General features: G+C 71.8%; 15 protein-coding genes and 1 pseudogene. 9 read left to right on the top strand and 7 right to left on the bottom strand.

Annotated features, from left to right (window positions below):
- Positions 1–48: 48 nt before the first annotated feature.
- Positions 49–1,215 (bottom strand): M20 family metallopeptidase, encoded by a 1,167-nt coding sequence (locus QC385_RS32795; protein ID WP_279544987.1) that lies wholly within the window; start codon positions 1,213–1,215, stop codon positions 49–51.
- 97 nt (positions 1,216–1,312) lie between these two features.
- Between QC385_RS32795 and QC385_RS32790 the strand changes: the two genes are divergently transcribed.
- Both QC385_RS32790 and QC385_RS32785 read left to right on the top strand, forming a co-directional pair.
- Positions 1,313–3,328 (top strand): NADPH-dependent 2,4-dienoyl-CoA reductase, encoded by a 2,016-nt coding sequence (locus tag QC385_RS32790; protein WP_279544986.1) that lies wholly within the window; start codon positions 1,313–1,315, stop codon positions 3,326–3,328.
- A 28-nt stretch (positions 3,329–3,356) separates the two neighbouring features.
- Positions 3,357–3,917, top strand: a complete 561-nt coding sequence (locus QC385_RS32785) for a PadR family transcriptional regulator (RefSeq protein ID WP_279544985.1) — start codon at positions 3,357–3,359, stop codon at positions 3,915–3,917.
- 66 nt (positions 3,918–3,983) lie between these two features.
- Here QC385_RS32785 and QC385_RS32780 read toward each other — a convergent pair whose 3' ends face one another.
- Positions 3,984–4,526 (bottom strand): hypothetical protein, encoded by a 543-nt coding sequence (locus QC385_RS32780; RefSeq protein WP_279544984.1) that lies wholly within the window; start codon positions 4,524–4,526, stop codon positions 3,984–3,986.
- A gap of 171 nt (positions 4,527–4,697) precedes the next feature.
- Positions 4,698–5,684: a fibronectin type III domain-containing protein gene (locus tag QC385_RS32775; RefSeq protein ID WP_279544983.1), complete on the bottom strand. Its 987-nt coding sequence runs from the start codon at positions 5,682–5,684 to the stop codon at positions 4,698–4,700.
- 401 nt (positions 5,685–6,085) lie between these two features.
- On the opposite strand from QC385_RS32775, the gene QC385_RS32770 reads away from it, so the two are divergent.
- Complete coding sequence (locus tag QC385_RS32770) at positions 6,086–6,769, top strand: glycoside hydrolase family 75 protein (protein ID WP_279544982.1); 684 nt, start codon at positions 6,086–6,088, stop codon at positions 6,767–6,769.
- 87 nt (positions 6,770–6,856) lie between these two features.
- On the opposite strand, the gene QC385_RS32765 is transcribed toward QC385_RS32770, so the two are convergent.
- The 3 genes from QC385_RS32765 to dhaK are packed head-to-tail and all read right to left on the bottom strand — an operon-like array spanning position 6,857 to position 8,900.
- A complete protein-coding gene (locus QC385_RS32765) occupies positions 6,857–7,267 on the bottom strand; it encodes a PTS-dependent dihydroxyacetone kinase phosphotransferase subunit DhaM (RefSeq protein WP_279544981.1) in 411 nt (136 codons plus the stop codon).
- Positions 7,260–7,859 carry a dihydroxyacetone kinase subunit DhaL gene (gene dhaL, locus QC385_RS32760; RefSeq protein ID WP_279544980.1) on the bottom strand — a complete coding sequence of 200 codons (600 nt, stop codon included), beginning with the start codon at positions 7,857–7,859 and terminating at the stop codon, positions 7,260–7,262. Before dhaL ends, QC385_RS32765 begins: the two co-directional genes overlap by 8 nt.
- A gap of 48 nt (positions 7,860–7,907) precedes the next feature.
- Positions 7,908–8,900 carry a dihydroxyacetone kinase subunit DhaK gene (gene dhaK, locus QC385_RS32755; protein ID WP_279544979.1) on the bottom strand — a complete coding sequence of 331 codons (993 nt, stop codon included), beginning with the start codon at positions 8,898–8,900 and terminating at the stop codon, positions 7,908–7,910.
- Between the two features lie 430 nt (positions 8,901–9,330).
- Between dhaK and QC385_RS32750 the strand changes: the two genes are divergently transcribed.
- The 4 genes and pseudogenes from QC385_RS32750 to QC385_RS32730 all read left to right on the top strand — a co-directional run bounded on the left by QC385_RS32750 (position 9,331) and on the right by QC385_RS32730 (position 12,440).
- Entirely contained in the window at positions 9,331–9,729 is a 399-nt protein-coding gene (locus QC385_RS32750; RefSeq protein WP_279544978.1) for a hypothetical protein, read from the top strand.
- A 94-nt stretch (positions 9,730–9,823) separates the two neighbouring features.
- Positions 9,824–10,858, top strand: a pseudogene (locus tag QC385_RS44125) (DNA repair ATPase); the annotation flags it as partial.
- A 358-nt stretch (positions 10,859–11,216) separates the two neighbouring features.
- Positions 11,217–12,290, top strand: a complete 1,074-nt coding sequence (locus tag QC385_RS32735) for a PucR family transcriptional regulator (protein ID WP_279544976.1) — start codon at positions 11,217–11,219, stop codon at positions 12,288–12,290.
- 3 nt (positions 12,291–12,293) lie between these two features.
- A complete protein-coding gene (locus QC385_RS32730) occupies positions 12,294–12,440 on the top strand; it encodes a hypothetical protein (protein ID WP_279544975.1) in 147 nt (48 codons plus the stop codon).
- 14 nt (positions 12,441–12,454) lie between these two features.
- Here QC385_RS32730 and QC385_RS32725 read toward each other — a convergent pair whose 3' ends face one another.
- Positions 12,455–12,898: a hypothetical protein gene (locus QC385_RS32725; RefSeq protein ID WP_279544974.1), complete on the bottom strand. Its 444-nt coding sequence runs from the start codon at positions 12,896–12,898 to the stop codon at positions 12,455–12,457.
- 119 nt (positions 12,899–13,017) lie between these two features.
- Here QC385_RS32725 and QC385_RS32720 point away from each other — a divergent pair, with 119 nt between their 5' ends.
- Together QC385_RS32720 and QC385_RS32715 are read left to right on the top strand one after the other, a co-directional pair.
- Entirely contained in the window at positions 13,018–13,449 is a 432-nt protein-coding gene (locus tag QC385_RS32720) for an NfeD family protein (RefSeq protein ID WP_279544973.1), read from the top strand.
- A gap of 5 nt (positions 13,450–13,454) precedes the next feature.
- Positions 13,455–14,492, top strand: a complete 1,038-nt coding sequence (locus tag QC385_RS32715) for an SPFH domain-containing protein (protein ID WP_279545096.1) — start codon at positions 13,455–13,457, stop codon at positions 14,490–14,492.
- Position 14,493 lies beyond the last annotated feature (1 nt).

Here is a 14,493-nt window from a genome sequence, read left to right as displayed (position 1 = left end):
CGCGCCTCACGTGCCGGTGACCGCCCCGCGCGAGCTGGTGAGCGCCCCTCATGCCCCCAGCAGGCCGAGGACGGCCCGCCGGTAGACGGCGTGCACCACGGGCAGGTCCGCGAGGTGCACGCGTTCGTCCACGCCGTGGAGTCCCTCGTACGGCAGGCCGAAGCCGGCCGTGGCCGGGATGCCCTCGGCCGCCAGCAGGTTGCCGATGTTGGACGGGCCCGCCGTCTTGGCCCGCACCCGCAGCCCCTCGCCCGCCGCCGCGTCCAGGAGCGCGGCGGCGGGCTGCTCGTCCTCGGCCAGCCGGTACGGCGGCCAGGCCGTAACCGCCGTGACCTCGGTCGGGCGCGGTGCGGGTGACCGCTCGTCCAGGTCGCTCACCGCCGCCCGGACCAGGGCCTCGGCAGCTCGGGCGCCGAAGCCGGGCGTCGTGCGGATGTCGACGCCCACCTCGCACAGGTCCGGGACGACGGAGAAGCCCTCGCCGCCGTGGCAGAAGGTCACCGTCAGCTTCGGCGGCAGCGGGAACTCCCCGCTCACCCCGGGCAGCGGGGCCTCGTCCAGCAGCCGAACCAGATGCGCAGCGCGCGACACCGCACCGACCGACGCCCGGCTCGACCCGGAGTGCCCTGACGTCGCGTGCACGGCGATCCTGGCCCGCCACAGCCCGCGTCCGCCGACCACGACCTCCTCCAGCCCCGGGTAGCCGATCATCACCCCCACCGGGCGGGCCGCTGCCGGGTCGGCGAGATACGCCCGGGCGCCCCCGAAGCCGCCCGTGTGCTCGTCGGCGTCCAGCAGTACCGCGAGCCCGCCGCGCAGCTCGCCGGCCCGGCCGTGCAGCTCGGCCGCGATGTGGCAGAACAGGGCCGCGGCGAGTTTCGAGTCGGCCGCGCCCCTGCCCCGCAGCCGGCCGTCGACGACGTCCCCGGCGTCGGGCGGGAAGGACCAGGCCGACTCGTCGCCGAACGGCGCGGTGTCCAGGCAGGCGTCCAGCGCCCACCAGGGCCCGGGCCGGCCGCCCGCGATCTCCACCAGCAGGGCGACCGGGCGGCGGGCGTCGTCGTGGAGACGCCGGTGCGGCAGGCCCCGGCCGGCGAGCCAGTCCTCCAGGACGGCCAGGACGGGCTCGTGGTCGTCGACGCCGGCACGGCTCGGCCGGCGAATGAGCTCGCCGGCCAGCTGCACCACGGAGGAAGGGTCGAGATCCCAGGTCATGGACCTACTGTGCCCTCCATCACCTTGTGCAACTAGTTGCATAAACGGTCGGCAGTCCTCTACAACTACAGACACGACACCGCGCACGGAGGGCCCGATGAGCCGTTACCCGCACCTGCTGACCCCCCTCGACCTGGGCTTCACGACCCTGCCCAACCGGGTCCTCATGGGCTCCATGCACGTCGGTCTGGAGGAGGCCGAGGGCGGTTTCGCCCGCATGGCCGCCTTCTACGCCGCCCGCGCCCGCGGGGGAGTGGGCCTGATCGTCACCGGCGGTATCGCGCCCAACGACGAGGGACGCCCGTACGAGGGCGGCGCGAAGCTCACGACCGAGGCGGAGGCCGAGCAGCACCGGGTCATCACCGACGCCGTGCACCGCGAGGGCGGGCGGATCGCCATGCAGATCCTGCACTTCGGCCGGTACGCCTACCACAAGGACTTGGTCGCGCCCAGCCCGCTCCAGGCGCCGATCAGTCCCTTCCCGCCCCGCGAGCTCACCGACGCCGACATCGAGCGGACCATCGACGACTACGCCCGCGCCGCCCGCCTCGCCCGGCAGGCCGGCTACGACGGGGTCGAGATCATGGGCTCCGAGGGCTACCTCATCAACGAGTTCATCGCATTGCAGACCAACCAGCGCACCGACCGCTGGGGCGGCTCCTACGAGAACCGCACGCGCTTCCCCCTGGAGATCGTGCGCCGGGTGCGCGAGGCGGTCGGCGAGGACTTCATCGTCATCTACCGTCTGTCCATGCTCGACCTCGTCCCGGGCGGCTCCACGCTCGACGAGGTGATCACCCTCGCCAAGGCCGTCGAGGCCGCCGGGGCGACGATCATCAACACCGGCATCGGCTGGCACGAGGCCCGCATCCCCACCATCGCGACCTCCGTGCCGCGCGGCGCGTACACGTGGGTCACCAAGCGGCTCATGGGCGAGGTGTCCGTCCCGCTCGTCACCACCAACCGCATCAACACCCCCGAACTCGCCGAGGAACTGCTCGCCGAGGGCGTGGCCGACATGGTGTCGATGGCCCGCCCGATGCTCGCCGACCCGGACTTCGTCACCAAGGCCGCCGCCGGCCGGCCCGAGGCGATCAACACCTGCATCGGCTGCAACCAGGCCTGCCTCGACCACACCTTCAGCGGCCTGATCACCTCCTGCCTGGTCAACCCGCGCGCCTGCCACGAGACCGAACTGGTGCTCTCCCCGACCAGGCTGCGCAAGCGCGTCGCGGTCGTCGGCGCCGGCCCGGCCGGGCTGGCCTGCGCGGTCTCGGCCGCCGAGCGCGGGCACGACGTGACGCTGTTCGACGCGGCGAGCGAGATCGGCGGCCAGCTCAACGTCGCCCGCAAGGTCCCCGGCAAGCAGGAGTTCGACGAGACGCTCCGCTACTTCCGCACCCAGCTCGACTGGCACGGCGTCGACATACGGCTGAACACCTCCGTAGGGGCCGGCGACGTCGACGATTTCGACGAGGTCGTCGTCGCCACCGGCGTCACGCCGCGCACCCCCGACATCCCCGGCGTGGACCACCCGAGTGTCGTCGGCTACCTCGACGTCCTGCGCGACGGCGCCCCCGTCGGCGACCGGGTCGCGGTCCTCGGCGCGGGCGGCATCGGCTTCGACGTCGCCGAGTACCTCACGGACAGCGGCGACAAGGCACACGAGAACCCGCAGACGTACTTCCGCCAGTGGGGCGTCGACCTGGACTACCGCGCCCCCGGCGGCCTCGCCGCGCCCGAGCGGCCCGCCCCGCCGCGCACCGTCCACCTGCTCCAGCGCAAGACCTCCAAGGTCGGCGCCGGACTCGGCAAGACCACCGGCTGGATCCACCGCACCGAACTCAAGCACCGCGGCGTCACCATGGTCCCGGGCGTCGGCTACGACCGGATCGACGACGCCGGACTGCACATCACGATCGACGGCGAGAGCACCGTGCTGGAGGTCGACACGATCGTGCTGTGCACGGGCCAGGAGCCGCGCCGCGGCCTGTACGAGGAGCTGATCGCGGCCGGGCGCAGCGCGCACCTCATCGGCGGCGCCGACGTGGCCGCGGAACTGGACGCCAAGCGCGCCATCAAGCAGGGCACCGAGCTGGCGGCCGCCCTGTAGTGCCGGTACGCGTCCCTAGGATGAGGCCATGTCACTCCCGCACGCGATCCTCACCGCCCTGCTCGAGAAGCCGTCGTCCGGGCTGGAGCTGACCCGCCGGTTCGACCGGTCGATCGGGTACTTCTGGTCGGCGACGCACCAGCAGATCTACCGCGAGCTGGGAAAGCTGGAGACCGACGGCCTGATCCGGGCCCTGCCCGCCGAACAGCCGACCCGCGGGCAGAAGAAGAGCTACGAGGTCCTGCCGGCGGGCCGCGCCGAACTGGCCCGCTGGACGGCCGCTTCCCAGGACCCCAAGCCGCACCGCGACGCTCTGCTGCTGCGGCTGAGGGCGGCGGCCGTGGTCGGCACCGCGGGTCTGGAGACCGATCTGCGGCGCCATCTGGAGCTGCACGAACGGCAGCTGGCGGAGTACCAGGAGATCGAGAAGCGGGACTTCCCGCCCGGCCGGGACGGCACCGAGGACCGGCTGCGGCATCTGGTGCTCCAGGCCGGCATCGACCTGGAGACGTTCTGGACCCGGTGGCTCGAGCGCGCCCTGGCCGACGTCGCCGAACTCCCGGACGACGGGGCGACCCGCCCGGCCTGACCCGGACGTGACGGCGGCCCGCCCGACCGGAGCGCTTCGGGAGGGCGGGCCGCCACGCGTACCGGATCAGAGCCGGTACGGCCTGTTGCGCCGGCGCAGGTACCAGGCCGTCGCGAGGAGGCCGGTCCCGACCAGCGTGCCGCCCGCCACGAGCGTGACGGTGCCGTAGTCCGTGGCGCTCCCGCCCACCCCGCCCATGACACCGCGGGACGGCGAGGCCGAGGGGGACGGTGACCTCGTGGGGGAGGCCGTGGGGGAGACGACGACGGACTGCGTGCCCGCGGTGGTGCCGTCGGAGCAGATGACGATGACGGTGTACGTCCCCGAGGTGACGTTCGACCAGGCAGCGGACTGACTGGTCGACGTTCCCGACAGGGTCACCTGCCGCCCTTGGGCGAAGCTGCCCTGACTGCTGGTGAGAAGTGAGGCGGTGCCCCAGCTGCCGTTGATCTGGGTGCACGCGCTGGTAGTGACCGAGACCGTGGAACCCGTGGTGCTCACGGAGATGCCCGGGCCCGCAGCGGCGGGCGCCGCGGCCAGGGCGAGGGGCAGCGCGGCGGCGGCTGCCACGGTCAGGCCGGAGCGGAGAACTGGCGATGAGTTGCGCATGTGGACTGCCCTCCGGCGGCACGGTTGGCGGTACATCCCTTGCGCCGCCGAGGATCGGGGAACGCCCGTGCTGCCTCAGGGGTCAGCCAAAGCGCCACGGGCCCCGGCCGCACGCCGGGTGCCGCCGGGCAGGTGACGGGTTCCCGCGGCCGGACCATGCCGAGGATCGCGTCAGCGTCCCGGACCCGTCGTCACCGTCCGTTCCGCCGAGAAGCCTCCCCAGGTGCCGTCCGGCAGCATCGCCCGGACCCGGACCCGGTGGCTGACACCGGCGTCCCGCCCCAGGTAGAAGCTGTACGTGGCCCGGTCGCGCGGCGCGTCCCCGCCGTACACCAGTGAGGTGGCGGGCCGGCCGTCCAGATGGATCTGGTACTCGGTGACCTCACCGTCCACGCGCGGCGGCACCCAGCTCAGGTCGACGTAGTACGCCCCGTCCGAGCGGTGGCTCGTCGCCCGGAAGCCGGTGGGGGCCGTCGCACGGCCGTCGTCCCTGCCCGGCGTGGTGACACGGACGGCGGACGTGGCGGGGGAGACGTTCCCGGCCGCGTCCCTGGCCCGGACGGTGAACGAGTAGGCCATGCCGGGCCGCAGCCCCGTGACCACGGCGGCCGTCTGGGACCCGCTCACGCTGTGGATCTTCACGTCCCCCTGATGGATGTCGTACGACGCCACGCCACGGTCGTCCGTGGAGGCGGACCAGGACAGCTGGACCGCCCGGCTGCCGGCCACCCGGCCGTGCGGCGCCGACGGGCGGGTGGGTGCGGAGCGGTCGTCCGCGACGGCCGCGGGTGTCCTCGCTCGGACCTTCCGGCTGTGCGGTCCCGGCCGCCCCTCGGCGTCCCGCGCCCGCACGGTGAAGACATACGGGGTGGAGGGCCGGAGCCCGGTGACGTCCACCATGTGCTTCGAGCCCGGCACTTCCCTGACCTTGGCGGTGCCGCGATACACCTCGTAGACATCGGCCCGGGCGGTCGTGTTCCACATGACGTGCACGCTCGTCGCCGTGCCCGCCGTCGCGGTGACGCCCGTCGGCGCGCCGGGCGGAGCGCCGCCGTCCCCCTCGCCCGTGCCGGTCCAGCCGCAGGAGGCGACCAGGACGAGAGCCGCGGAGAACGCGAGGCGACCGAGGTGGGAGGGGAGAGCGGAAAGGCCTCGCACGACACTGCCTCCCGGGGCGGCACTCGGGAATGGTCCGGACCAATATGGCGTGGCTGGCGCGCTCACATCAAGAGGGCGGATGCGGAGAGCCCTCTGAGAGGGCGTCACCTCCCGCCGTTGGTGACCACCCGGGAGAGTTACGTATGCTGAAGCACCTCACGGCCGAACTCCTGGCGGACACCAGGGAGTTCGAGCCTGTCGCGCGGACCGCTGTCGTCGCAGATCCCGCGCCGGCGCGGGCGGCCGGGCAGGCCTGGGTCCTTACGCGGACTCAGGCCCCCGGCCCCTGTCGGAGGTTGGGCCATGCACCGTCCGGCCCCCCAGCGGTGGCCGGGTGATCGTCCCCGGGGCCAGATTGGGCTGAGTGCCCGTCAGGTTCCCCCAGGAGAGGCTCCTCTATCGTGCGTGTCCAGTCACTCACACTGGCCGCGGCCAGCGCCGCCCTGCTCGCCCCGACGACGCCCCCCGCCACCACGCCCCAGCCGGTCGCGTGGCGCGGAAACCCCGTCACCGCCGCCGACCTCCTGACCAAGGTGCGCAACTGCGCCCCGGTCTCCCGCGGCCGGTACCGCAGCGACTACGGCGCACCCGCGAACATCCCGGTCTGCGGCACCCGCGAGGCCGTGTTCTGGAAAGCCGACATGGACATCGACTGCGACGGCCGCCCCGGGCCCCGCTGCAACCGCCGCACGGACCCGTACTTCTCCGACAGCACCGCCTACGCGCAGTCCGACGGCCGCCCCCTGAGCGCCGAACGCCTCCCCTTCATCGTCGTGCCCGCCCCGAGCAGCATCTGGGACTACCGGGCACACGGCGTGGGCGGCGGTTCGGTCGTGGCCGTCGTCCACGGCAACCGTGTGCAGTACGCGGTCGTCGGCGACACGGGCCCGCAGGACATCATCGGAGAGGCCTCCTACGCGACCGCCAAGGCTCTCGGCATCCGCGCCGACCCGCAGGGCGGCGGCACACCGTCCGGCGTCACCTACATCGTCTTCAAGAACGCCCGCGTGTCGCCCATCGAGGACCATGCGGCGGCCGTGGCGACGGGGGAGCGGCTGGCGAGGCAATTCGTCGGTAGCCGGTAAGCGATTGACGGGGTGTCAGGGAAGCCTCCCGCCCGGTGGCCGACGGGTCGCCGGGCACGCCGCGTCCCGGCGCGCCCAGCCCGGTTCTCACACCTTCCGGTACGTGTACGCCTCCGCCGCGGCCGACTCCACCGCCGCCAGGTCGGCCCCGGTGGCCGCCGTGACGACCGCGGCCACGGCTCCCTCCACGAACGGAGCGTCCACCAGCCGCGTCTGCTCCGGGAGTTCATCGCCCTCCGCGAGCAGCGCCTTCACGGTCAGCACCGCACTGCCCAGATCGGTCAGCACGGCGACGCCGGCGCCCCGGTCGACGGACGCGGCCGCCGCGGCGATCAGTTCGGCGCTGGTGCCGAGCCCGCCGCCCTCGGTACCGCCCGCCGGGGCGACGGGCACCGCCGGGCCGCCGCCCGCGAGCCCCTTCGCCAGCTCGGCGACCGAGGCGGCCACCTCCGCGCTGTGCGACACCAGCACAATTCCCACGAGCCGCTCGTCACTCACCGGCGGCCTCCGCGAGTCCGGCGACGAGCAGCGCCGCAGACGTGGCACCCGGGTCCTGGTGCCCGATGCTGCGCTCGCCCAGATAGCTCGCCCGGCCCTTGCGCGCCTGCAAGGGCGTCGTCGCCACGGCGCCCTCCTCCGCGGCGGTCCGGGCCGCCGCGAACGAGTCGCCCAGCGCGTCCACCGCGGGCACCAGCGCGTCGATCATGGTCTTGTCGCCCGGCGCCGCACCGCCGAGGGTCATGACCGCGTCCACCCCGGCCCGCAGCGCCTCGGCCAGCTGCTCCGCACTGACCTCGGCGGCATCCCCGAGCGCCTTGCCGGTACGGCGCAGCAGCGTGCCGTACAGCGGCCCCGAGGCGCCGCCGACCGTCGAGATCAGCTGGCGCCCGGCCAGCGTCAGGACGCCGCCGGGCGTGCCGGGAGCCTCCTTCTCCAGGGCCGCCGACACGGCCGTGAACCCTCGATGGAGGTTGCTGCCGTGGTCGGCGTCCCCGATGGGGGAGTCGAGGGCGGTGAGCCGTTCCGCCTCGCGGTCCACGGACGCGGCGGTCACCGTCATCCAACGGCGGAAGAAATCGGCGTCGAGCACTGGATCTCCTTGCCTGGTAGGTACGTGGTGGTCCTCTACCCCCTCGCGTCACACGCCCCAGCGCAGACCCGGCGTCCTCACCGGCGCGTCCCACAGCCGCAGCATCTCCTCGTCGACCTGGCACAGGGTGAGGGAGGTGCCCGCCATGTCCAGGGAGGTGACGTAGTTGCCCACGAGGACGCGGGCGACGGGGACGCCGCGGGCGGCGAGGACCCGGTGCACCTCGGCGTTGAAGCCGTACAGCTCGAGCAGGGGCGTCGCGCCCATGCCGTTGACGAGGACCAGCACGGGATTGCGCGGCTTCAGGTCCTCCACCACCGCCTCGACGGCGGCCTCGGCGATCTCGCCGGACGTCATCATCGCCCGCCGCTCACGGCCGGGTTCGCCGTGGATGCCGATGCCCAACTCCAGCTCGCCCGGCGGCAGATCGAAGGTGGGGCTGCCCTTGGCCGGTGTGCTGCACGCGCTCAGCGCGACACCGAAACTGCGGGAGTTCTCGTTGACCTGCCGGGCGATGGCCTCCACCCGCTCCAGCGGCATGCCCTCGTCGGCGGCGGCGCCCGCGATCTTCTCCACGAACAGGGTCGCGCCGGTACCGCGCCGCCCCGCCGTGTAAAGACTGTCGGTCACCGCCACGTCGTCGTTGACCAGCACCTTCGCGATCTGGATGCCCTCGTCCTCGGCCAGCTCGGCGGCCATGTCGAAGTTGAGCACGTCACCGGTGTAGTTCTTCACGATGAACAGCACCCCGGCCCCGCTGTCCACGGCGGCGGCCGCGCGCAGCATCTGGTCGGGCACCGGGGAGGTGAAGACCTCGCCGGGACAGGCCGCCGACAGCATGCCGGGCCCTACGAAACCCCCGTGCAGCGGCTCGTGCCCCGAGCCACCGCCCGAGACCAGCCCCACTTTCCCGGCCACGGGAGCGTCCCGCCGCACGATCACCCGGTTCTCCACGTCCACGGTCAGCTCCGGGTGGGCGGCCGCCATACCGCGCAGCGCGTCCGCGACCACGGTCTCCGGGACGTTGATCAGCATCTTCACGGGTACCTCCTGGTGAGACTGGTACGTGCGCCTCTGGCCTTCATCCTCGCAGCCCGGCTCAGGCTTGACCAGTTGTCGATCTTGGCGTTTCCCGGCCGTCGACAGCGGGTCCCGGCGGTATTGATGCCGACCCGACGCCGACCTTGCCGACAGATCGTCAGGTCCGGCTGCGGCATCTCCCCACGGGACTGCCGGAAGGGCGCTCTCTTCTTGACGTCTTCTTGACGGGGCCCGGCATACAGCCCTCCATGAACACTGCCGGAAACCGGCAATGCGCGGCCCAGGCCGGATCGTGCAGCATGGCTCGCGGGGAGCACGGCGGATCGCCTTGGTGCCGGACACCGGCAGGTGCCCGGCACCAAGGCCCGGAACGGCCGTGCATCACCGCAGACGACTGAGGCGCGCCGCGGGGGAGAGGGGGAACCACGAGATGCGCACCCTTCTGGCAGCGGCCACGGCCCCGCCCACGATCCTGCTGACCGCCGCACTCGTCGTGGTCGTCTGCTTCTGGCTCCTCGCAGCCGTCGGTGTCACCGGCGTCGGCAGCTTCGACGCGGACGTGGATCTCCGGGCCTGGCGCATGGACGGGGTGCCCGTGACGGTGGCCTTCTCACTGCTGACCGCGCTCGCCTGGTCGCTGAGCGTCGGAGCGGCGGTTCTCCTCACCGCGTTCGCGTTCCCGGGGCCGGTCGCCGGGCTGCTGCACCTGGTCGCACCCGTGGGGGCGATGCTCGTCGCCTGGGGTGCGACGTGCCTGATCGTGCGTCCGCTGCACCGCCTCTTCCCGGACGAACCCGGGCCGTCCGTACGGGCGGACCACGCGGCCTGAGCCGCGGCGACGCCGGAACGCGGCTCCGGCCCGTTGTGCCTCTCTTTTGGGTTCTCCCTCGCTTTCAACTTCCTCACGCTGAAGGACGTATGCCATGGCTGCCGTGATCGTGGGCACCGGCGGGCTCGTCGCCGTCTGCCTGCTCCTCGTACTCGTCGTCGCCCGGTTGTTCCGCAAGGTGGAACAGGGCAAGGCGCTGATCGTCTCCAAGATGCGCAAGGTCGACGTGACCTTCACTGGGCAGGTCGTGCTGCCCGTGCTGCACAAGGCCGAGGTGATGGACATCTCGGTGAAGACCATCGAGATCACCCGGGTCGGCAAGGAGGGCCTGATCTGCCGCGACAACATCCGCGCGGACATCCGGATTTCGTTCTTCGTGAAGGTCAACAAGACCGTCGAGGACGTCATCAAGGTCGCCCAGGCCGTGGGCACCGCACGGGCCAGCGACCGGGACACGCTCCAGGAACTGTTCCACGCGAAGTTCTCCGAGGTGCTGAAGACCGTCGGCAAGCAGCTGGACTTCACCGACCTCTACACCAAGCGCGAGGAGCTGCGGTACCGGATCATCGAGGTCATCGGCGTCGACCTCAACGGCTACCACCTCGAGGACGCGGCGATCGACTACCTGGAGCAGACGCCGCTGACCCAGCTCGACCCGGCCAACGTGCTCGACGCGCAGGGCATCCGGAAGATCACCGAGCTGATCTTTCCCGGCGGCTACTGCCTGGCGACGGGGGCGTACAAGACGTTCGACGGCATCGCCGCCCCCTTTGACATGACAGCCCTGGAATTCGAGCGGATGGTCCGCTCGCCCAACGGCGAGGACGTCCTGTTCGCCTTCCACGCGCGCGTGGCAGGCCGCAGCCTCCTGCTGCCGTACAACATGATCCGAAAGGAGGTCGCCACCCCGCTGTCCTGCCACGGCTGGGCCCTCGTCGACGACGGCACGCTGATGGTGCTGCGGGCGGACACCGACGAGCCGCAGCGCGTGCACCCCCTCCAGCTGTGGAACTCCCCGTACGTCTCCGACATGTACGCGGCCGCTCAGCCCATCGGCACCGGCCCGCTCGCCCGAGTCGGCAACGCCGACCTCGTCCGCGGCATCTCCGACTGCCTGTCCCTCACGCGGGCGTCACCGAGACGACCCCACGTACGCACCCGGACGCTGTGCGGACCGCACGACGACCCTCTGGCCCGCGCCGTGGCCGTCCTCGGGCTGCTCGCCGACCGGATCGCGGCCGTGGAGACGGCGATCAACCGCGCGGCCGACCCACGCCACCTGACGGCCAACCCCCTTGCCCGCCACGCGTTCCGGCCGGCCCCGGCGAACGGGGAGCGGTGAGGTGCCACTTGGACGTCCGGCCCGGCTGCCCGATTCCGACGTGCATATGTCGAAGCCGCACTTGATGGCGCATTTGCGGAGCATCGGCATTGCCGGAATCCGGCAAGGAGGGAAGGATGTCAAGGGGAACAACGGGGGGAGTTCCATGACAGGTCAGCACGTGTCCGAGGAGTACGGCAAGTACCTGGACGGATACGCGGGCATCCTCGCAGACGCTTCCGCGACGGGCCGCCGGCTGACGCGGGAGGAACTGGACTCGCGCCGCGCGCTGGGTGAGAAGGCCGCGGAGCAGGCCGGTCTCGGACTGCGTGCCCTGGTCGCTGCCCACATGGCCGAGGCCCGGGCGAACTGGCCGACCGGGAACGGTGTTTCCGTGGACAGCGTGCTCGCTGCCGCCGCCCAGGCCATGGACGCGTTCGCCGAGGGCTACGAGCGGGCCCAGCGGCACGCCGTGCGCCAGGAGGAAGCCGCCCGCCGGGAGTTCATCGACGACCTGCTGTACGGCCGCAGCGACCTGGGCCGCCTGGCCCAGCGCGCCGAGCGCTACGGGCTGCGCCTGTCGTACGAGCACGCGGTCGCCGTGGCGCGCGGCACGACCGCCTACGACGAGGGAGATCCGGCCCCCCGGGAGGTGGAGCGCGCGCTGATCAGCCGGTTCGGGGACCGCAGCATCCTGCTCACCACCAAGGACGGACGGCTCGTGTGCATCGCCCCCGGCGACCAGGACGAGGTCCTCGCGTACTTCGCGAAGCATGCGTTCGCGGTCACGGGCGGGGCACAGGTGGCGATCGGCCGTCCCCAGCCCGGCGCGGCAGGCGTCGTCCACTCGTACGAAGAGGCCCTGAACGCTCTCGAACTCGCCGAACGACTGGAACTCGACGAGCCCGTGCTGCGCGCCGCCGACCTCCTCGTCTATCCGGTCCTCACCCGCGACCGGCAGGCCATGGCCGACCTGGTGCACAGTGCTCTCGGCCCGCTGCGTCAGGCCCGCGGTGGTGCCCAGCCGCTCCTGGACACCCTCACCGCGTACTTCGATTCCGGCTGTGTGTCCGCGGAAGCGGCGCGGCGGCTGTCGCTGAGCGTGCGGGCCTTCACCTATCGTCTGGAACGCATCCACAAGCTCACCGGCGCCGATCCGTCCGACCCGGTCCACCGCTACACGCTCCAGACCGCGGTGATCGGGGCCCGGTTGCTGGACTGGCCGGCGAAATCGTTCTGAGCGGTGACCCGTACCAGGACTCTCACGGCCGTCTCGGGGACCGCCGACGGCTTCCCCGTCCAGGCCGCCGGCGCTCTCGCCAAGGTCACCACGGCCGAGGGCCTGCCCGCCTTCGACGAGTCCGGCATGGAAGGCATCTCCGCGGTCTGACGCGGGCGAGGGCGTCAGGGCCTGTTCGTCGGACGGCCCACAAGGAACGCGACGAGCGCGCCGGCCAGCGCTGCCCATGCCAAGGCCACCGCCCCGGCCTGTGACCAGCCTGTCACGGCGACGGCCACAGCCGCCACGAGCCCGGCGGCCACGGCAGGCCCGCTCGTCGCGCACGCCCACTGCCGGCGGACACTGCCCGGCCGGCGCAGCTCGCCGATCGCGGCCCTGATCATCAGTGCGGCGACCACGACGACCACGGGCAGCAGCGACCCGGCGCCGCTCATGAGGCGGCGCGGACCATGTCGGCGGTCGCCCGTGGCGCCGGCGAAACCAGGGCCGGTCCGCTGGTGGATGCCGGGGATGCCGTCGGCGTCGTCATCGCGTGTCTCCTCTTCCCCTCCGATCAGCGGGGCAACAGTGAAACCGATCCCGGCGAGGACCGCCAGGCCCGGCCCCACCCCCAGCGACGCCGACGTGGCAAGTCTGTGACGTCTCCCTGGGGTAAGGATCTTCGCGTTGTGGGTAAAACGGACGCAAAAGACCCTTCCGGGGCCGCACCGCTGAGAGGGGGCGCGCGATGGACCCATGGCTGATCTGGTTGATCATCGCGGGCGTATTGGCTGTGGCGGAGATCTTCACCCTGACCGCTGCGCTGGGGATGCTGAGCGCGGCCGCGTTGGTCACGGCGGGTTCCGCCGCGGTCGGCCTGCCGCTGCCTTTCCAGTTCCTGGTCTTCACCGCCGTGTCAGCGGTCACCCTGCTGTTCCTGCGCCCCATCGCTCTGCGCCACGTGCTCAAGCCCCAAGCGGCACGGTTCGGCGTGGACGCCCTGGTCGGCAAGGGTGCCTATGTCGTCTCGGAGGTGACGGGCCTGGGCGGCAGGGTTCGTATCGACGGTGAGGAGTGGACGGCCCGCGCCTTGGACGAGACGCTGGTCATTCCCGCCGGAAAGACCGTCGACGTCATAGAGATCAGTGGCGCCACCGCCATCGTCTACCCACGGGACTGATGACCATGGAAGCCTCGGCGTTCTTGATTGCCGGCCTGATCGTCGCGCTGTTCGCGGTTTTCACCGTGGTGCGGGCGGTCCGTATCGTTCCCCAGGCCCGTGCTCGTAATGTCGAGCGACTCGGCCGCTACCACCGGACCCTGAATCCCGGCCTCAGTCTCGTCATTCCGTACATCGACCGGGTTCACCCGGTGATCGACCTCCGGGAACAGGTCGTCTCCTTCAAACCGCAGCCGGTCATCACCGAGGACAACCTCGTCGTCGAGATCGACACCGTCCTCTATTTCCAGGTCACCGATCCGCGAGCGGCCTTCTACGAGATCGCTAATTTCCTCCAGGCGGTCGAGCAATTGACCGTCACCACGCTGCGCAATGTCGTGGGATCCATGGACCTGGAGAAGACCCTCACCTCACGCGACACCATCAACAGCCAGCTCCGCGGTGTTCTCGACGAGGCCACTGGTAAGTGGGGGCTGAGGGTCAACCGGGTGGAGATCAAGGCCATCGACCCGCCGCAGTCCATCAAGGACGCGATGCAGAAGCAGATGCGAGCCGAGCGGGACAAACGAGCCGCGATCCTCGGGGCCGAAGGACAGCGTCAGTCGCAGATCCTCACCGCCGAAGGCGACAAGCAGGCCGCCGTCCTGCGCGCGGAGGGCAACCGCACTGCCGCGATCCTCCAGGCCGAGGGCCAGTCCCGGGCCATCGACGAGGTGTTCCAGGCAGTGCACCGCAACGACCCCGACCCCAAGCTGCTCGCCTGGCAGTACCTCCAGACGCTGCCCCAGCTGGCGCAGGGAGCGGGCAGTACGTTCTGGGTGATCCCGAGCGAGGTCACCTCCGCACTCCAGGGGGTGTCCCGCGCCTTCAGCGAGGCACTGCCCCCGTCGCCGGCCACGCGCGAGAAGCCGACGGACGACATGGCTGCCCAGGCCGCCGACGACACGGCGCAGGCGGAACAAGCCGCTGCCGCGGCCCTGGCCGACGCGGCCAAGGCCGATCGCGCCGGCCCCGGATCTCTCCCGACCCGGTCCCCTGGCTGAC

The organism is Streptomyces sp. DH10 (assembly GCF_029813805.1).
GTDB lineage: Bacteria > Actinomycetota > Actinomycetes > Streptomycetales > Streptomycetaceae > Streptomyces > Streptomyces coeruleofuscus.
The sequence above is the reverse complement of the archived record's forward strand: the minus strand, read 5'-3'. Positions and strand labels throughout refer to the sequence as shown.